We start from the raw sequence: 17798 nt of genomic DNA, 5'->3' as shown, positions 1-17798 counted from the left end.
ACAGGGATGTGCGGAGTCGAGCTGTCAGGGATGACGTTTTTTGCGTGTCTGCGGTAAGTGCACCCCGCCATCAGGCGGCATTGGCACCCTGCGAAGAGCGGCAGATTTTCAACGCCTATGCTGCCACCACTGGCCGGCGAGGATGAGCACGAGGCCGATGGGGGTGGTGAAAACGATGGGTTCGTCCAGAATCCAGGTGACCCAGACCAGACTCAGAAACGGCGCGATGAAGATCAGATTAGCCACTCGCGCCGTGTTGCTCACCTGTTTCAATGCCGTCATCCAGAGCAGGAACGCCAGCCCCATCTCGAACAGCCCGATATAAAGCGCCGGGCCCCAGCCCGCGCGCTCGAATAGGAAATCCGTCCCGAACCACACCATCAGCAGGGTCAGCACCGGCCAGGCGAGCAGAAAATGATGAAACATGGCCACCAGTGGCGGGCGCCGGTCTTTCATGCCGATAGCCCAGTAACCGGCCCAGAACAGCGTACTGAGAATGGCCAGAAAGACACCCAGGCCAGTCACCTCAAGACGCCCCTGACCACCCAGCACCAGCACCACCACCCCCAGATAGCCCAGCACCATGCCCTGCCAGTCGCGCACACGCACCGGGGCCTTGTGCCACAGAGCCGCCACCAGCGACAGCACAAACGCCCAGGTGTAATTGATCGGCTGGGCAATCTGCGCCGACAACTGGTCATAGGCCCCGAACAGGGTGAAGTAGTAGACAACAGGATTCAGCAGCGCGAGCAAGACGGCCCGGCGCCAGTAGCGGCGCAACACACGCAGGCTGCCCGGCAGAGCGCCTGCATGGGCCAGCACAGCGGCAAAAAACAGCAGGCTGACGGTAGCCGCCAACCACAGCACACCATGCAGAGGCCAGACATCCAGCGCCAGCTTGAAGGCGGTGGCGACTGTGGACCAGAGCAGCACCGCCAGCAGCCCGAACAGCATGCCCTGACGTTCCCGAGCCATTGGCATCATGACGGCTTAAGCGCTGGCGACCGGGTCCCGGATCTCATAGTCATGCGTGATCTTCACGCCGCCCTTCTCCAACATGATGGAGGCCGAGCAGTACTTTTCAGCCGACAGGCTGACCGCCCGCTGCACCTGGTTTTCCTTCAGGTTGCGACCGGTCACGACAAAATGCAGATGGATATGGGTAAACACGGCGGGTACGGCATCGGCCCGCTCGGCGGTCATTTCAGCCACGCAGTCCGTCACGTCCTGTCGTGCCTTCTGCAGAATCGACATGACATCGAAAGCCGAACAACCGCCCAGCCCCATCAACACCATTTCCATGGGTCGGGCACCGGCATTCTGGCCGCCATGGTCCGGAGGCCCATCCATGATGACATCGTGACCTGACCCTGAGGTACCGGTAAAACTGGCCCCGCCATTCCAACGGATTGTCGCGTGCATGTCCGCTCCTTTGATTGTCTGATTCAGCGCCGCGAGTTTAGCATAGAAGACGGCTGTCGCCCTGACCGAACTTGTTAAACAGCGGCTTTTCATGCACTCTATTGGGTTGAGAGCTTGAGTCGTAGAGAGCCTCTGAAGCAAGGAAGTCATTCAATTCAGAGATCCGCCTGTCATGAGGAATGTTAATCTCGATCAGCAACATCTGGAATATTTTTTATCCCAGTGTGATCGTCGTCGTCACCCCCCGAAAACCACGCTGATCTATGCCGGCGACCGCAGCGATTCGCTGTTTTATCTGGTCAAGGGCACAGTGGCAGTCAGCATCGAAGATGAAAATGGCCGTGAAATGATCATGGCCTACCTGAACACCGGTGATTTCTTCGGTGAAATGGGCCTGTTCGACAGTGTGGAACAGCGCTCTGCCTGGGTGCGCACACGCACCGAATGTGAAGTCGCCGAAATTTCCTATTCCCGATTCCGGGATATTGCCAACCGCGATCCGAGAATTCTCTATTTTATCGGCGAGCAGATGGCCAGCCGTTTGCGCAAAACCAATCAGAAGGTCGGTGACCTGGCCTTTCTGGACGTTACCGGACGTGTTGCCCGCACCCTGCTCGACCTGTGCCGCCACACCGAAGCCATGACGCATCCGGATGGCATGCAGATCAAGATCACCCGTCAGGAGATCGGCCAGATTGTCGGCTGCTCCAGGGAAATGGTAGGGCGGGTTCTGAAAACCCTGGAAGAACAGGGGCTGATCTCGGTGAAAGGCAAGACCATGGTGATCTTTGGCGCGCGCGGCAATATGGACTCACCGCTGGAAAACTACAGCACTCGCAAGCAGGAATAGCCGGTCAGAACACCCTCAAAGTGTTCTGAACAGACCGGCCAGGATGGCAACGACTACCCCACCCATTGCCACATAGCTCATGGTCTTTGCCTGCTTGGGCGACAGGTGAACAGGGAACCGCTTGGTCAGCGCCACCAGCACGACCAGGGCCAGAAACAGGACAAGAATAATCTGTACGATGGCGGGCATTATCTATCTCCGTTGAAAAACAGTTGAGCCATTCGCTCGCCGGGTTCAGCCGCACGCATGAAGGCCTCGCCGACCAGAAAGCCATGCACATCATGGTTGCGCATCAGATCGACGTCTTGCGGCTGCAGGATACCACTTTCCGTGACCACCAGACGACCCGCACATTGCGGCAGCAGGTCCAGCGTCGTCTGCAGACTGACCGAGAAGGTATGCAGGTCGCGGTTGTTGATGCCGATCAGCTTGCTGTCGAGTGGCAGTGCACGCTGCAGTTCTGCCTCGTCATGCACTTCGATCAGCACATCCATGCCCAGCTCGCGCGCCAGATCATTCAGTGACGTCAGTTGCTCGTCGTCAAGCGCGGCAACGATCAGCAGGATACAGTCCGCTCCCAGCGCCCTGGCCTCCCAGACCTGCCAGGGGTCAATGGTGAAGTCCTTGCGGATCACCGGCAATTCGCAGGCGGCGCGCGCTTCCTGCAGGTAGCGGTCGGCGCCCTGAAAAAAGTCGACATCCGTCAGCACAGACAGGCAGGCAGCCCCATGTACGGCATAAGACTGCGCAATCTGTGCTGGATGAAAGTCTTCACGAATCACGCCCTTGCTCGGCGACGCCTTCTTGATCTCGGCAATAATGGCCGGGTCGCCAGCAGCAACTCTGTTTTCCAGAGCCTGGACAAAGCCGCGCGGCGCATCCGCTTCCGCAGCCTGAGCCTGCAGGTCGGCCAGACTCATGCCGGCTTTGGCTGCTGCGACCTCTTCCTGCTTGCGCTGCAGGATACGGCGCAGGATGGTAGGTGTAGCCGTGTCGCTGGCATTCATCCTGCGCCCTCCTCGCCTTCATGGACGCGGGAAAAGGCGACATATTCGCGCAACTTTTCGGCGGCCAGTCCGCTGCCCATGGCATCCTGCGCCATCAGCACACCCTCGCGCAGATCCGTAGCGATGCCAGAGACATAGATGGCAGCACCGGCATTCAGCGCCAGTATATCCATCGCCTTGCGCTCAATCGCGCCATTGCGGGCACCGCTCAGGGCACCCTGAATCAGGGCCAGGCTGGCAGCCGGGTCGTCCACATCCAGTCCGGTCAGCACCTGGGTTTCAATACCGACATCCTCGGGGCGCAATTCCCAGGAGGTCACCTTGCCATCCTTCAGTTCCGCAATATGCGTGGGCGCCGCCAAGCTGATTTCATCCAGGCCATCACGTGCATGCAGCACCATCACATGCTCACTGCCCAGCCGGCCCAGCACTCGAGCCAGCGGCTCGCACAGCGCATCAGAAAAGACCCCGATCACCTGACGGGTGACTCCGGCCGGATTGGTGAGCGGCCCGAGCATGTTGAAAATGGTGCGCATGCCCAGCTCCTTGCGCGGCCCGATGGCATGGCGCATGGCACTGTGGTGGGCCGGGGCGAACAGAAAACCGACACCGATGGTGTCGATGGCCCGCTCCACTTCTTCCGGCGTCAGATCAAGACGGGCGCCCGCCTGCTCCAGCAGATCGGCACTGCCGGATTTGGAAGACACGCCCCGGTTGCCATGCTTGGCCACCCGGCCTCCGGCGGCCGCCACCACAAAGGCAGACGCCGTGGATATATTGAACAGGTTCTGGCCGTCGCCACCGGTGCCGCAGGTATCCACGAGATTGGTCTTGTCGACATGGATGGGGGTAGCCAGCTCGCGCATGGCCTGGGCGGCACCGGAGATTTCTTCCAGGGCTTCGCCCTTCATGCGCAGCCCCATCAGAAAGGCTCCGATCTGGGCCTGAGTGCATTCACCGGTCATGATCTGACGCATGACTTCCTGCATTTCTTCCTGGTCCAGATGACCGTGTTCAGCAATGCGCGACAGGGCGCTCTTGATGTCCAGCATGTCTGTCTCCTCAGCTCGCTACCGGACTGGTGGAGAGAAAATTCTCCAGCAGGCGGTGACCGTGATCGGTCATGATCGATTCGGGATGAAACTGCACCCCCTCAATGGGCAACTCGCGATGGCGCACGCCCATGATTTCCTCTCGGCTGCCATCGGCGTTCTGTGTCCAGGCCGTGACTTCCAGGCAATCCGGCAGGCTTGCCTGCTCAATGACCAGCGAATGATAACGCGTGGCCTGATAGCCCTGCGGCAGACCCCGAAACAGGCCCGTGTCCCGATGGAAAATCGGGCTGGTCTTGCCGTGCATCACCTGCCCGGCACGCACCACCTTGCCGCCAAAAGCCTGGCCGATGGCCTGATGCCCGAGACAGATACCCAGGATCGGAATTCTGCCGGCAAAGTGCTGAATGGCCTCTATGGAGACCCCGGCTTCCGACGGTGTGCAAGGCCCCGGAGAAATCACCAGTTGCTCCGGTTTCAGCTCAACCAGTTCGGCCAGAGACCGCTCGTCATTGCGCACCACCTGTACATCAGCACCCAGCTCACCCAGGTACTGCACCACGTTGTAGGTGAAGGAGTCGTAATTGTCGATCATCAACAGCATGTCAGTCTCCTTCACTTATTGGGTTGTCAGGCCGCGGCTGACCATTTCAGCCGCCCGAAACAGGGCACGTGCCTTGTTCATGGTTTCTTTCCATTCCAGTCGCGGCACGGAATCTGCCACCACACCGGCGCCAGCCTGAGCATACAGAATACCATCACGAATGACTGCCGTGCGGATGGCAATGGCGAGGTCCATATTGTCATTCCAGCCCAGGTGACCCACGGCACCGCCATAGATGCCTCGCTTCACCGGTTCCAGTTCATCGATGATTTCCATGGCGCGGATTTTCGGCGCACCGCTGAGTGTACCGGCCGGATGGGTGGCTCTGAGCACATCTATGGCCGTCACCTCAGGACGGCGCCTGCCGGTGACGTTGGACACGATATGCATGACATGCGAATAGCGCTCCACGGCCATGGTTTCAGTCACCTGAACCGAGCCGATTTCAGACACCTTGCCGGCATCGTTGCGCCCCAGATCAATCAGCATCAGGTGCTCGGCAATTTCCTTCGGGTCGGCCAGCAGTTCCTTCTCCATGGCATCATCCAGTTCTTCGGTGCGGCCACGGTGGCGCGTGCCGGCAATCGGGCGCACTGTCACTTCGTCGCCTTCCAGGCGGGCCAGAATCTCCGGGGAGCTGCCCACAACCTGATGGTCACCCATGTCCAGAAAGTACATATAGGGTGAAGGATTGAGGCTGCGCAGGGCTCGGTACAGATGCACCGGCTCATGCGGGAAGGGCGTCGACAGGCGCTGCGACGGGACCACCTGCATCACGTCGCCGGCAAGAATGTACTCGCGGATGCGCTCGACCGCGGCATGGAAACGGGTCTCGCCGAAGTGACTCTCGAAGGCTTCTTCGGTGATGGGTTCAGCGCTGCCCAGGGGCAGGTGAGGTACGGGGGCATCAATCAGTTGCTGCACCAGTGCATCCAGGCGCTGCTGCGCCACCTCATAGCTGCCAGGCTCATGCGGGTCACCATGCACCATGACCTGCAGCTTGCCACTGAGGTTGTCGAACACGACCAGTTCGTCCGACACCAGCAGCAGGATATCCGGGTTGCCGATGTCGTCCTCGGGGCAGGAGTCGGCCAGGCGCGGCTCGATATAGCGCACACTGTCATAACCGAAATAACCGACCAGCCCACCGGCAAAACGCGGCAGGTCGGGATGGTCCGCGACCTTGAACGGGGCCTTGAAGGCTTCGACAAAGTCCAGTGGGTCCGGGTGATCGGCATGTTCCTCGATCACCTCGTCATCGCGCCATACGCGAACCTGGCGGCCACGCACTTCGAGGCGTTCGCGGGCCGGCAGCCCGATATAGGAATAACGGCCCCACTTCTCGCCCCCCTGCACCGACTCCAGCAAATAGCTGTAGGGGCCGCGGGCCAGTTTCAGGTAAGTGGAGAGTGGTGTCTCGAGATCGGCCAGTATTTCACGGGTCAGCGGAACCCGGTTATAACCCTGCTCGGCGAGCGCATAATAGGCGTTGGCTTCCATTGTATCTTGATCCTGTTAACAGTCCTGTCAGATGATCCGACCTGCGGGCCGGACAACTCGGCGGTATATCCTGAAGGGTCAGTCTTGACTGTTACCAGCGCCATCGCCCCACGGTGTGGACGGCAGGCTCTTGTGTTGGAAGCGAAGTGATCATTGACGTTGTTTCGTTCTGTTCAGAGTCATCGGGCAAGGCCAGAACTTTACTGAACTGTCAAAACAGGTGCAAGGGGCAGATTGCAGGCCGACCAATCACACCGGCCGGCCTGCAACGGTGATCAATCGATTTTGGCCGCGGCGAGCTCGGCGCGCATCTCGGCGATCCGGGTATGGTAATCGTCTGCACCGAAGATGGCAGAGCCGGCAACGAACATGTCGGCCCCGGCCTCGGCGACCTGGCGAATATTGTCTACCTTGACGCCGCCATCCACCTCGAGGCGGATATCTGAGCGGCCGGAAGCGGCAATTCTTGTCCGCGCAGCGCGCAGCTTGTCCAGTGCCGAGGGCAGAAAGCTCTGGCCGCCAAAGCCCGGATTGACCGACATGATCAGGATCTGGTCGATCTTGTCCATGACATGGTCCAGATAATGCAACGGTGTTGCAGGGTTGAACACCAGGCCCGCCTTGCAGCCGCCATCGCGGATCAGTTGCAGGCTGCGGTCGATATGGTCACTGGCTTCCGGATGGAAGGTAATGATATCGGCACCGGCGTCGATAAAGTCACCAATAAGGCGATCGACCGGGCGCACCATCAGGTGCACATCGATCGGTGCCTTGATGCCGTGTTTGCGCAGCGCGCTGCAGAACATCGGACCCATGGTGAGATTGGGCACATAGTGGTTGTCCATCACATCGAAATGGACCACATCGGCACCGGCGGCCAGAACCTCGTCGACATCAGCCCCGAGGCGGGCAAAATCGGCGGACAGGATGGAAGGGGCAATCAGGAAATCAGACATGGGCGACCTTTCGGACATGCATCAGAGTGAGTTCACAGCGCACCGGCCAAACGGCTGGTCAACGCTTTGTCGGCGCGGCGCATTTTATACAATGTGGGCGCTGGGCGCATGGTTTTTTGCTGCCCTGTCGTTTTTCCCGGCGCATGCCCAGGAACAGGAGCAGGCAGAAGACAGAGTCATGCCCGACTGGGAGGCTCATGCCCGCGACCTTGAACGGCGCTACCAGGCCCTGCTGCCCGCCGGGCAGTATCTGCTGCTGGAAGACGGCGACATTGCCATGCCTACTCTGTGGCTGGAGCAAACCACAGCCAATCCGCAGGGGGGTGCATTGATTGTGCACGATGATGGCCAGCATCCCGACTGGCCGAGGCTGATTCATGATCTGCGCCATCACCTGCCGGACAGCGGCTGGTCGACCCTGTCGATCAGCGTCCCGCCGCGCCCTTCTCCGCCCGTCCCGATGCGCAATCGTGAAGTAGATGAGCCGGTGGCCGCATCGGCAGCCGGTGCCGAAATTGATCCGGCCTTCGAGCCCGAAGTGACGCAACGCATTCTGCTCGGTATCGAGGAGTTGCAGGGGCGTGGCCTGCAGAACCTCGTGGTGATTGGTTTCGGTACCGGCGCACTCTATGCCACCCGCATCATGGTCGAAGACCTGCAGGCACAGGCAGGCGATGAACAGGGATTCGGACTGGTACTGGTGGGCGCAAGACCCGGTGATACGGAAGAGTTGATGCCCTTGCTGGGCGCTCTGACCGTGCCGGTACTGGACGTCTACCTGCCGACCGATCACGCCACCGCAGCGGCACGGCAGCGTCGTGCGGCCATCAATCGAGCCGGGCTGACAGAGATGACCCAGGTACGGGAACAGGCGTGGGCGTCACCCAACCGCAGCGGGCCACAGGTGGTTTCGCGGCGCACCTGGGGCTGGCTGAGAACCAATATGGCAGGCACCCAGCGTGGTATTCCGGCGCGCCGGGGTGCAGAGCCCATGGCGGAGGCCGCCAATGGTGAGCCTGAATAGTCCCCACCAGTTCCCGAGTTATCTGGACCGCTTTTTGTCACCCCGCTTTGACAGAATTTCGTAGGCGCTTTGCAACTGCTGAACCCGCTCTGTGGCAATGCGCTGCATCGACTCCGGCAACCCCTTGGCCACCAGCTTGTCCGGGTGATGCTGGTTCATTGCACGACGGTAGGCTTTCTTGATCTCACTGGCACTGGCATCCGGTGCCACACCCAGTATTTCACGGGCCTGTTGTCGCGACATGGCCGCTTCAGGCTGGCCCGGCCGTCGAGCTCGGCGTTCGCGTGCCAGCCGGCTGCGCACCAGGTGGCGCGTTTGCTCATACTGCAGGCGTGACAGTCGAAAAGCCTTGCACAAGTCTGCCAGCAAAGCCTTGTCCGTATCGCCAATACGCCCGTCGGCATAGGCGGCTTCAATCTGCGTTTCGAGGAAGATCAGGGCCAGGGGCGACCCCGGGCTCAGCCGAGCACGCAGGTCCGCGAGCAACGCCTCGCGATTGAACTCGGCGGTCTTGCCCTGCTGAAATGCCTGCATGGCCTGCTCGGTGTGCTCCCGCCCCAGCCCAAGCCGACGCATCACCCGGCGCGCAAAATCAATATCGACCTCTTCCACCCGGCCCTTGGATTTGGCCAGATGGCCCATGAACTCGAAGGTACCAATGAAAAATCTCTGACGGTCCTCGGCACTGAGTCCGCGCTGCTGTCGGCGCAGCCACCACCGGCGCAGGCCAACATCGATCATGTGCCCGACCACCAGACCGAAAACCAGCCCGGCAGGCCCACCCCGATAGAACCCCAGCACCGCAAGGATCGCCTTACCCCACCAGAACATCGCTGTCTCCATAACAGTCTGTCGCGGCCAGTTCAGCCCGCTGACCGGGCACATAGACGCACAACCATAGCATCACCCGGTACCTTTCTATAACATGACGGCACTATAATAGGCCGTCCTTCATGCGCAGGTGCCGCGAGGCGCCTTTGTCATTATCAAGGTGAAGTGAAGAGAAAGCGTAATGGAAAAACCCATCGGGTGGCAAAAATCATTGGCGCTGACGGCCCTGGTCCTGCCGCTGATGAACACACAGGTCGCCGCCCAGCCCGCCGGAGGCCATCTGGACTGGGTGTTCTACGACGATCTTCCCGCCTTTGAACAGGGGCGTATCTCGGCCCAATGCCCCGGCAGCTTTATAGACCCGTGGACCGAAACCGGGCTCGCTGACGACGAAACCAGGATTGATGCTGGCAGTCAATCCGGGCGATTGAACGAGCAGGTTCGGGTCAGCGGAGATGTGCAGATCACCCAGAATGTGCTGCGTCTCTACAGTGACACGGCCAACTATGACATGGAGTCCGGGCAGATCGGTTTGCCCGAAGGCGGCCTGATTCGCCAGCCGGACCTGGCCATTCTGACCGGCCCGGCCACCGCCGAAACGGAGAGGCCACAGTTTCAATTATACGACGCCAGTTATGTGCTGCACATGGCCAACCTCCATGGTTCCGCAGCCAGCATCGAGCGCGACGACAACAACTATCGCCTGAACAGCGCTTGGTTGACCCGTTGTGCACCGGGCAGCTTTGGCTGGTCCGTCCATGCCCGTACACTCAATGTCGATACCGACACCGACATTGCGACCGCCTATCATGCCCGCCTGCATGTCGGGCCGGTTCCGGTGGCCTATACCCCCTATCTGCGGGTCAACCTGAACCAGGAGCGCAGCTCCGGGTTTCTGGCCCCCAGCGCCACTTGGTACTCACGTTACAATCAACTGCGCATCAGTACACCCTTCTACTGGGATATTGCGCCCAATTTCGACAACACCACCACGGTCGACTGGATGGTCGGCGGAGACCCGGATGATGACGCCCCACAGGTGGCCCATGTCTGGCAGGAGTGGCGCTACCTCAACCGAAACTTTGAGGGTGAGCTGGTCTATGGGGGTTATCCTGACTGGGAGGCCTCGGAACGTGAGGCACCCGAGTGGGGGTATGATCTGTCGCTGAGCAGCCGGGATTCAGCACTGGAATGGACGCTCGACTACCGGGACGCCAGTGATCAACGCTATTTCCCGGAGTACCTCGGGGAAGACTTCGAAACCACCGTGATCAACCGGGCCACCCTGGGCTTTGAAACCCCGACTGAGACCCGCTTTGACGTGAACCTGGAGCAGGAGAATATCTACGCAGAATCCGCTTCTGCCGGCGACCTCAGCTATGTGGAACAGCCCGGTCTGCATATCCGACAACCCTGGCGATTGCCCGGTGACTGGCGACTGCAGGGCCTGGCAGACTGGGAAAGACGCTACAAGGAGCAACCGGACTACCTGGCCCTGACACCCGACCAGTTTGACCCACTGGAGGGCTACCGACTGCGCAATCGCCTCGTGCTGACCCGATCGGACTCCTGGGGGCCCTGGACCCTGACCCACCGCTACACCGGGGATCACACCTACTACACCCTGCCGGATTTCTCTACCGACACCCTGGATGAACACCCGGCCGAAGGCTACAACCGGTTGCTCTGGGATACCCGCCACCGCCTGAGCTATCGCTGGGACTGGACCGAAAGACAGCGGGCAACGCCCTTCGTGCAATATGAATATCGCCCGCTGGATGAGCGGCAGATTGATCTGCCGTTGATGAACACCTCCGTCGATCGGTTGCGCGACCGGAACCGGGTTACGCTGGGCAGCCGCTATCGTTACAGCGCGGATGGCTGGCGGTTCACCAGTGACCTGGAGCAATGGGTGAATCTGACCAAGGAACTGCTGGCCGACAAGAGCATTCGTGACGACAACTGGACTAACCCGCAGGCCGGCAATATTTCATGGAGCAATCGATTGGAGGCAAGCTCCGACCATGAAATTGGCACACTGGTTGTCTGGCGCCCGGACCGGTCGGATGATCTGAGTTTCTACGGTGAAGAGTATGAGCTGCGCCGTATTCGGCTGGACTACACCTATTCGCCTGGCAGAGGTGGCTTGAACCTGAGTTCAGACTGGAATCTGGGCAACGATGGCGATAGTGACCCCGTGCAGGAGGTTCAGGCGGCTGCAGTGGTACCCGTCAGCCAGGTCTTCGGTGCCTATGGCTATCTGAATTGGCAACGGGACAACGAAGACGACGATCTCGACCTGGCAGAAACCATCGTCGGGCTGGAATATGACGGTTGTTGCTGGCATATCCAGATAGCCGGTCAACGATTCGTCAATAATGACCCCGACCAGTCGTCAGGTTCAGGATTGTTCGATACCATACAGCTTAATCTGACCCTGAAGGGGCTGGGGAATGTCGGTGGCCGCAATGCCATAATTCGTCGTATGAGTGAACGTATTCCCGATTTCCGCAACCAACTCTTTGAGACCCGGTAAAGTGTCCGGCGTGAGAATTCCAATGATGATGAGAAAAGTGCTAATTGCCTGCTGTCTGATCCTGCTGGCCATGCCGGCCCTGGCCGAGCGCCAGTTGATGGATCGGGTGATTGCTGTGGTCAACAATGATGTCATTCTGCACTCCCAGTTGATGGAGCGACTGACCGAAATTCAGGCTCGCTATGCCAACAACCCGGGCATTCTGCCTCCGGAAGACGACCTCAAGCAGCAGATTCTCGATACATTGATCATGGAGCAGGTGCAGCTGCAGCGCGCACGAAGCGCCGGCATCAGTGTTACCGACGCCGAGCTCAATCGGGCCATGACCCGGATTGCCAGCAACAACAACCAGACGCTCGAAGGCTTCCAGCAGCAGCTTGCATCCCAGGGTGTGGATTACGCCATGGTCCGGCGGCAGATACGTCAGGACCTGCAAATCCAGCAGGCGCAGGAACGGTTCGTGGCACGCCGTATACAGGTCACAGACTCGGAGGTTCGCCAGTATTTGCAGACGCAGGTCAGCTCGGCCCTTGAAGATATTGAATACCGCCTGTTTCATGTTCTGGTACCGGCCGATGAAACCGATGCCCGAGACCTGGCACAGACCATCTCCGACCGGGTCAACCAGGAAGATATGGACCTGGAAGCCGCCGCCTCAGGTCGCACGGTGCAAGATCTCGGCTGGCGCGATCCGGACTCACTGCCCAGCCTGCTGCGCGAGCCAGTGCGCGGCCTGCTCACTGGAGACGCATCAGCACCGTTTGAAAGCCCCAATGGCTGGCATGTGGTCTATATGGCCGACCAGTCAGGTGCCACAGCACAGCAGATCACCGAATATCGCACGCGCCACATCCTGATCAACGAATCAGACGGGCTGTCGCAGCAGGCCGCCCGGGAACTGGCTCAGTCGCTCTATGAGCGCATCACCGAAGGCGGTGAAAGCTTCTCGGATCTGGCTCGGGAATACTCCAAGGATTCCGGCAGTGCTCGCCGTGGCGGTGATCTTGGCTGGAACTCAGCAGGCGTCTTTGTGCCGGAGTTTGCCGAAACCATTCGCAATACCCCGGTCAATTCGATAGCAGAGCCCTTCCGCTCCGCTTTCGGTTGGCATATCGTCGAGGTACGTGGCGCACGGGAAGCCGATGAAACTTTTGACAACCTGCGCCAACAGGTGCAACAGATCCTGTTTGAACAGAAGTATGCCGAAGCCTTGCCGCGCTGGCAGCAGGAAATCAAGAACAACGCCTACATCTCGATCAGGGAACTTTGATGCTGCCACTTGTCATAACGTCCGGTGAACCCGCCGGTATCGGGCCGGATATCTGCCTGCAGTTGGCGGCGCTTCCGGCGCGCCATGATGCCGTCGTGCTGGGCGATGTGGACATGTTGGCCAGGCGAGCACAGCAACTCAGGCTGCGCCTGGATTTCCTCCACTGGAGCCCGGGCAGGCCAGCTCAGTTCGGTGACGGCGAAATACCGGTCATCAACATACCCTGTGCCGAGCCACCGGAGTGCGGGCAACTGAACAGGGCCAACAGCTCCTATGTACTGCAGCTTCTCGATCAGGCCATAGACGGTGTAGAGGCGGGTCATTTCAGCGCCATGGTCACTGCGCCGTTGCAGAAGAGCATCATCAATGAGGCGGGAGTGCCTTTCTCCGGCCATACCGAATACCTGCAGCAGAAAGCCGGCGTCGATCAGGTGGTCATGATGCTGGCCACACAGGGCTTGATGGTGGCGCTGGCCACCACTCACCTGCCGTTGCGGGCCGTGCCCGATGCGCTGACACAAGACTTGATACTCAGCGTGACTCGAGTGCTTCATGCCAGCCTGAAGCAACGCTTCGGCTTGTCCGATCCACGCATTCTGGTCTGCGGTATCAATCCGCATGCCGGTGAGAACGGACATCTGGGTGACGAGGAAATCACCACACTGATTCCGGCACTGGAAACACTGCGCGCAGAAGGCATCAACATGCAAGGGCCCATGCCGGCAGATACGCTGTTCACCGAGAAGGTGCTGCAGAACGGAGACGTGGTACTCGCCATGTATCATGATCAGGGTTTGCCTGTGCTCAAGTACAAGGGCTTTGGCGATGCAGTCAACATTACGCTTGGCCTGCCGTTTGTCCGCACTTCGGTAGACCACGGTACCGCGCTGGACATCGCCGGTACCGGGCGGGCCAATCCGGGAAGCCTGGAAACTGCGCTCGAGTATGCCGCAACCATGGTCCACAATAGCGTCGCAAGCAGCCCGGTTGGAGCACCCTGAATGGTGCATCAGGCGCGCAAACGCTTCGGCCAGAACTTCCTGCATGACGAATCGGTGCTGCAGCGCATTGCTGACGCTACCGGTGTTGGCCCAGGTGATGATGTTATTGAAATCGGCCCGGGCCGGGGCGCCCTGACCGAATTCCTGCTCAGCTCAGGAGCCCGGGTCACTGCGGTTGAACTGGATCGTGATCTGTTGCCGATATTGCGAGCCCGCTTTTTCAATCAGCCGGAAGGTCAGTTGACCCTGATCGAGGGCGATGCGCTCAAAGTCGATTTCAATACACTGACCGACACCGAACAACCCCTGCACCTGGTCGGCAACCTGCCCTACAACATTTCAACGCCGCTGATCTTTCATCTTCTGCGCGCTCGTAACAGGGTCGCCAGCATGCATTTCATGCTGCAGAAAGAAGTGGTCGAACGGATGGCCGCAGCGCCTGGCACTCGAGACTATGGCCGGCTGAGTGTCATGGTTCAGTATCAGTGCCATGTAGAGAGCCTGTTCATAGTGCCTCCGGGTGCCTTTACGCCCCGTCCCAAGGTCGATTCCGCCGTGGTTCGACTGGTGCCGCGAACAGACAGCGACTACCCTGATGTTTCACCCGATCACTTGAGTACTCTGGTGCGTCTGGCTTTCTCTCAGCGCCGCAAGACGCTGCGCAACAACCTCAAGCGACACATTGACCTGTCTGCACTCGAGACGGTCGGCATTGACGGTTCGGCTCGGCCGGAAACGTTGAGTGTCGCGGACTATGTCTCACTGGCCAATGCGGTCAGCGAGATTCACCACTGACAGAACAGGAAGCATTGCATGGCACGCTATGCTGTCGGCGATTTACAGGGCCACCTGCAGCCCCTGTTGAAAGTATTGGCGGAAGTCGACTTCAAACCGGATCAGGATGAACTCTGGCTGGTCGGCGACCTGGTCAACCGTGGGCCGGAAAACCTGGCTCTGCTGCGCTACCTGCGCACCCTACCCCATCTGAAAGCCGTGCTCGGCAATCATGATTTGCACCTGTTGGCGGTAGCCCGCGGTGTTCGCCCTCCTCGCCCCAAGGACACCCTGGCCGATGTGCTGGAAGCCGAAGATCGCGCTGAACTGCTGACCTGGCTGCAACAGCGTCCCCTGTGCATTCGCGATGAACAACATCGACAGATCATGACCCATGCCGGCATTCCGGCCTGCTGGAGCTGTGATGAAGCCGTTGCGCGTGCCGCCGAGGTGGAAGCGGTGTTGCAGAATCCCGAGTTGGCCGGACAGTTCTTTCACCATATGTACGGCAACACGCCTACCGGTTGGGATGAAACGCTGACCGGCACCGACCGCTGGCGGGTGATTACCAATTATTTCACGCGCATGCGCTTTGTCTCCGAGGATCATCAACTGGACTTGGAACACAAGGACACCCCGGACAACCCACCGTCTGGCTTTCGACCCTGGTACGAATGGCGTGAGCCCGACAACTGGCAGATCATTTTTGGCCACTGGGCGGCACTGACCGGCCGCACTGGCAGTGAGGAGTACATCGGCCTGGATACAGGCTATGGCTGGGGTGGCTGGTTGACGCTGTACGATCTCGACCAGCATACCCGGGTACAGGTCAACCCGAACGGCGAAGTGCGCCGGCTGGTACCGGGCCCGATCAGTTGACCCGGCCCGATTGAGGGAACCGAATCACCAGGCGATCACCAGATCATCCGGCTGCAGGTTCAGACGCTCTGCCGTCACCGGCAGTTCGGCAATGGCAAAGTTGGGCTGCACCTGGGTGACGCGAGCCACAAGCTGGGTATCGGTCAGTTCATTGTAGGCATCATTGCGCCGATCAAAGAAAGTGCTGGTACGGTAAACACTCAGGTCGTCGCCTGGTCGCAATCCGGATTCGGCGCCCATCTGAATATAGATGCGATCACCGTCGACCTGAGCGATATTGGCCATGAAAGGCTGGCACTGCACCGCCTCCTGTACGTCATCTACCACGTGGCGCAGCAGATCACGCACATTCTGTCCGTATTCGGAGGCGAAAAATCGCGAGGTGGCGAAGCCGACTTTTTCGTTCGAGCGGTAGTTCCACTCGCCACTGGTGCTGTAGCGGCTCTGGAACACCAGCGCGCCGCTGTAGCCATCATGGACATACACATCCAGCATCATCTGACGTTGCAGGGTATTACGCGGCTGTGACAATCTGGCCACCAGGCCATCCTCGTCACTGATTTCCCGGCGCACCTCTTCCATACCCAGATCTCTGACCACGCCTGACACCACAAACTGCACGCCCATATCACGGGCTGCATCCACGGCCCAGGACAGAGTATTGCGCGTGGTCTGGCGAGTCGGCGCAGCCGACACCGAGGGATACAGCATCATGTGGTTGGCATTCAGCGCACGCAGCCCTGTTTCACCATTCATGGCATTGACCAGGTAGGAGGCCAGTTGCCGGTCCACATCGCCCAGGTGGCCGACTGTGGTCTGGGTGGCATCCTCCAGGGCGAAGCCGGTGACGGCGACACTCTTGGCGAAATCATTGACCACATGATTGGCACACATATGGTCTTCGGCCACACGGGCCTGAATATTGACCTCGAAGAAATTGCCGGATCGCCCTTCGCTGAGCACTTCGACCTGAGTGACCCGCGCGGCTGAATGCACACGGAGGTGATCCACGACAACACTGCCGGATTCCACAGTCTGTGAACTTCTGACCTGCGCGCTGACCTGCATGGACGCATTCTGAACGGCATCGCGCATGGCTCTGACCCGAGCACTGTGCTCATCGCCATAGACAACCTCAGCACGGCCGGTCGCTTCGATGAAGCGCTGCTCTGGCGTGGCCTGATAGCGCAGGTCAGACGCCGAGCTGACACCGGTTATCAACAACAAGCCGGTGAGCAGCAGCAGGCAGAAAAGCACTTTGTTCAGACTGGGGGCAGGCATGGTGGCAACTCCGTACTCTTGCTGGTTCAGTGGGACCCGACTTCCTGCTTACTGCAGGAAGTACAGGCCGCTCTCACGTTGATTCAGACCCTGACGATTCATGCTGTTGCGCTCGAAGGAATCCAGGTCATGGACCATTTCGCTGCGGCAGCGCGAGTTGCGACGCCAGTCCTGCTCGTTCACCAGACAGTTGCGGAAGCCCTCGTCGAGGACCATTTCAACCGTGGTTTCCCAACTGCCATCAGCCATCGGATCCTGAGACACGACCCGAGCACCGTAGATGTAGGTATCGACGTAAGACCGGAAGCGGTCGTTCTGGATCACCAGGTTTTCCACCGTGGTATTACCGACGATGGCAGTGCCATAGACCCGCTCAGCCAAAGTACGATAGGCGTCCAGCTTGGAAGCCCGCATGGCCAGCAAACGCTGCTGCGACTCCGACAAATGATTGGGTTGCTCGGACACGGTACCGTAGCCCGTGCTGCGCAGGACCATCGGCTCCATCGGAGGCAGGTTCTGGTTCAGGTAGCGAACTTCCTCCTCAATGGCAGCGATACGCTCTTCTTCATCATCGCCCCCGCCGAACAGGGCACAGCCTGATACCAACAGGGGAACAAGACCGATTAACAGGATCATGCGTTTCATACTGGACTCCCAAATTCCAATCTGGCCTGGCCATACTGATTCATCACAGACCCTGTGTCGGCGCAGTCCGAAAATTCATTAGTGATTTATTGTCAGGGGACAGCGGTCTTTGCGCCTTGCTCTCAGAGCGCTCAGTGGCTCAGAGCAGTGTCGAATTAACCAGACA

The 17798-nt window shown here is 59.5% G+C and carries 18 protein-coding genes; 7 read left to right on the top strand and 11 right to left on the bottom strand.

Annotation, left to right across the window (positions count from 1 at the left end; all coding sequences use genetic code 11):
- Positions 1-108: 108 nt before the first annotated feature.
- Both LAT62_RS11730 and LAT62_RS11725 read right to left on the bottom strand, forming a co-directional pair.
- A complete protein-coding gene (locus LAT62_RS11730) occupies positions 109-975 on the bottom strand; it encodes a DMT family transporter (protein ID WP_293383848.1) in 867 nt (288 codons plus the stop codon).
- A 15-nt stretch (positions 976-990) separates the two neighbouring features.
- Positions 991-1422: an OsmC family protein gene (locus tag LAT62_RS11725; protein WP_293383845.1), complete on the bottom strand. Its 432-nt coding sequence runs from the start codon at positions 1420-1422 to the stop codon at positions 991-993.
- 172 nt (positions 1423-1594) lie between these two features.
- Between LAT62_RS11725 and crp the strand changes: the two genes are divergently transcribed.
- Positions 1595-2272: a cAMP-activated global transcriptional regulator CRP gene (gene crp / locus LAT62_RS11720; protein ID WP_293383842.1), complete on the top strand. Its 678-nt coding sequence runs from the start codon at positions 1595-1597 to the stop codon at positions 2270-2272.
- A gap of 15 nt (positions 2273-2287) precedes the next feature.
- On the opposite strand, the gene LAT62_RS11715 is transcribed toward crp, so the two are convergent.
- From LAT62_RS11715 to rpe, 6 genes are all read right to left on the bottom strand, one after another.
- Positions 2288-2461, bottom strand: a complete 174-nt coding sequence (locus tag LAT62_RS11715) for a hypothetical protein (RefSeq protein WP_293383839.1) — start codon at positions 2459-2461, stop codon at positions 2288-2290.
- Complete coding sequence (trpC, locus tag LAT62_RS11710; RefSeq protein WP_293383836.1) at positions 2461-3279, bottom strand: indole-3-glycerol phosphate synthase TrpC; 819 nt, start codon at positions 3277-3279, stop codon at positions 2461-2463. Before trpC ends, LAT62_RS11715 begins: the two co-directional genes overlap by 1 nt.
- The gene (gene trpD / locus LAT62_RS11705; RefSeq protein WP_293383851.1) at positions 3276-4328 is read right to left on the bottom strand and encodes an anthranilate phosphoribosyltransferase; all 1053 of its coding nucleotides are present in this window, start codon (positions 4326-4328) and stop codon (positions 3276-3278) included. Before trpD ends, trpC begins: the two co-directional genes overlap by 4 nt.
- Before the next feature lie 13 nt (positions 4329-4341).
- Entirely contained in the window at positions 4342-4935 is a 594-nt protein-coding gene (locus LAT62_RS11700) for an aminodeoxychorismate/anthranilate synthase component II (protein WP_293383833.1), read from the bottom strand.
- 15 nt (positions 4936-4950) lie between these two features.
- Positions 4951-6435 carry an anthranilate synthase component I gene (gene trpE, locus LAT62_RS11695; RefSeq protein WP_293383831.1) on the bottom strand — a complete coding sequence of 495 codons (1485 nt, stop codon included), beginning with the start codon at positions 6433-6435 and terminating at the stop codon, positions 4951-4953.
- Positions 6436-6710: 275 nt separating this feature from the next.
- On the bottom strand, positions 6711-7391 hold the full coding sequence (gene rpe, locus LAT62_RS11690) for a ribulose-phosphate 3-epimerase (RefSeq protein ID WP_293383828.1): 681 nt from the start codon (positions 7389-7391) through the stop codon (positions 6711-6713).
- On the opposite strand from rpe, the gene LAT62_RS11685 reads away from it, so the two are divergent.
- Complete coding sequence (locus LAT62_RS11685) at positions 7390-8415, top strand: DUF3530 family protein (RefSeq protein WP_293383825.1); 1026 nt, start codon at positions 7390-7392, stop codon at positions 8413-8415. The two genes, rpe and LAT62_RS11685, sit on opposite strands and share 2 nt — an antisense overlap.
- Positions 8416-8433: 18 nt before the next feature.
- On the opposite strand, the gene djlA is transcribed toward LAT62_RS11685, so the two are convergent.
- Complete coding sequence (gene djlA, locus LAT62_RS11680; protein WP_293383822.1) at positions 8434-9246, bottom strand: co-chaperone DjlA; 813 nt, start codon at positions 9244-9246, stop codon at positions 8434-8436.
- A gap of 181 nt (positions 9247-9427) precedes the next feature.
- On the opposite strand from djlA, the gene LAT62_RS11675 reads away from it, so the two are divergent.
- Genes LAT62_RS11675 through LAT62_RS11655 form a run of 5 tightly spaced genes read left to right on the top strand, consistent with a single transcriptional unit; the run spans position 9428 to position 15706 of the window.
- A complete protein-coding gene (locus LAT62_RS11675; RefSeq protein ID WP_293383819.1) occupies positions 9428-11782 on the top strand; it encodes an LPS-assembly protein LptD in 2355 nt (784 codons plus the stop codon).
- Between the two features lie 22 nt (positions 11783-11804).
- A complete protein-coding gene (locus LAT62_RS11670; protein WP_293383817.1) occupies positions 11805-13052 on the top strand; it encodes a peptidylprolyl isomerase in 1248 nt (415 codons plus the stop codon).
- Positions 13052-14053: a 4-hydroxythreonine-4-phosphate dehydrogenase PdxA gene (gene pdxA, locus LAT62_RS11665; protein ID WP_293383814.1), complete on the top strand. Its 1002-nt coding sequence runs from the start codon at positions 13052-13054 to the stop codon at positions 14051-14053. Before LAT62_RS11670 ends, pdxA begins: the two co-directional genes overlap by 1 nt.
- On the top strand, positions 14054-14848 hold the full coding sequence (gene rsmA, locus LAT62_RS11660) for a 16S rRNA (adenine(1518)-N(6)/adenine(1519)-N(6))-dimethyltransferase RsmA (protein WP_293383811.1): 795 nt from the start codon (positions 14054-14056) through the stop codon (positions 14846-14848).
- An 18-nt stretch (positions 14849-14866) separates the two neighbouring features.
- Positions 14867-15706: a symmetrical bis(5'-nucleosyl)-tetraphosphatase gene (locus tag LAT62_RS11655; protein ID WP_293383808.1), complete on the top strand. Its 840-nt coding sequence runs from the start codon at positions 14867-14869 to the stop codon at positions 15704-15706.
- Positions 15707-15730: 24 nt separating this feature from the next.
- Here LAT62_RS11655 and LAT62_RS11650 read toward each other — a convergent pair whose 3' ends face one another.
- Together LAT62_RS11650 and LAT62_RS11645 are read right to left on the bottom strand one after the other, a co-directional pair.
- Positions 15731-16987, bottom strand: a complete 1257-nt coding sequence (locus LAT62_RS11650) for a flagellar assembly protein T N-terminal domain-containing protein (protein ID WP_293383805.1) — start codon at positions 16985-16987, stop codon at positions 15731-15733.
- Between the two features lie 48 nt (positions 16988-17035).
- Positions 17036-17632 carry an LPP20 family lipoprotein gene (locus tag LAT62_RS11645; protein WP_293383802.1) on the bottom strand — a complete coding sequence of 199 codons (597 nt, stop codon included), beginning with the start codon at positions 17630-17632 and terminating at the stop codon, positions 17036-17038.
- Positions 17633-17798: the final 166 nt, after the last annotated feature.

It is taken from the genome of Natronospirillum sp. (assembly GCF_022565775.1).
In the GTDB taxonomy this organism is placed as follows: domain Bacteria; phylum Pseudomonadota; class Gammaproteobacteria; order Pseudomonadales; family Natronospirillaceae; genus Natronospirillum.
This window is presented reverse-complemented; position numbering and strand designations above follow the sequence as displayed.

Coding starts and splice junctions, on each gene's coding strand:
- LAT62_RS11650 (WP_293383805.1), bottom strand. CDS start 16,987: ATGCCTGCCCCCAGTCTGAACAAAGTGCTTTTCTGCCTGCTGCTGCTC.
- LAT62_RS11730 (WP_293383848.1), bottom strand. CDS start 975: ATGGCTCGGGAACGTCAGGGCATGCTGTTCGGGCTGCTGGCGGTGCTG.
- LAT62_RS11725 (WP_293383845.1), bottom strand. CDS start 1,422: ATGCACGCGACAATCCGTTGGAATGGCGGGGCCAGTTTTACCGGTACC.
- rsmA (WP_293383811.1), top strand. CDS start 14,054: ATGGTGCATCAGGCGCGCAAACGCTTCGGCCAGAACTTCCTGCATGAC.
- trpC (WP_293383836.1), bottom strand. CDS start 3,279: ATGAATGCCAGCGACACGGCTACACCTACCATCCTGCGCCGTATCCTG.
- trpE (WP_293383831.1), bottom strand. CDS start 6,435: ATGGAAGCCAACGCCTATTATGCGCTCGCCGAGCAGGGTTATAACCGG.
- crp (WP_293383842.1), top strand. CDS start 1,595: ATGAGGAATGTTAATCTCGATCAGCAACATCTGGAATATTTTTTATCC.
- LAT62_RS11675 (WP_293383819.1), top strand. CDS start 9,428: ATGGAAAAACCCATCGGGTGGCAAAAATCATTGGCGCTGACGGCCCTG.
- rpe (WP_293383828.1), bottom strand. CDS start 7,391: ATGTCTGATTTCCTGATTGCCCCTTCCATCCTGTCCGCCGATTTTGCC.
- LAT62_RS11670 (WP_293383817.1), top strand. CDS start 11,805: ATGATGATGAGAAAAGTGCTAATTGCCTGCTGTCTGATCCTGCTGGCC.
- LAT62_RS11655 (WP_293383808.1), top strand. CDS start 14,867: ATGGCACGCTATGCTGTCGGCGATTTACAGGGCCACCTGCAGCCCCTG.
- LAT62_RS11685 (WP_293383825.1), top strand. CDS start 7,390: ATGGGCGACCTTTCGGACATGCATCAGAGTGAGTTCACAGCGCACCGG.
- LAT62_RS11700 (WP_293383833.1), bottom strand. CDS start 4,935: ATGCTGTTGATGATCGACAATTACGACTCCTTCACCTACAACGTGGTG.
- pdxA (WP_293383814.1), top strand. CDS start 13,052: ATGCTGCCACTTGTCATAACGTCCGGTGAACCCGCCGGTATCGGGCCG.
- djlA (WP_293383822.1), bottom strand. CDS start 9,246: ATGTTCTGGTGGGGTAAGGCGATCCTTGCGGTGCTGGGGTTCTATCGG.
- LAT62_RS11645 (WP_293383802.1), bottom strand. CDS start 17,632: ATGAAACGCATGATCCTGTTAATCGGTCTTGTTCCCCTGTTGGTATCA.
- LAT62_RS11715 (WP_293383839.1), bottom strand. CDS start 2,461: ATGCCCGCCATCGTACAGATTATTCTTGTCCTGTTTCTGGCCCTGGTC.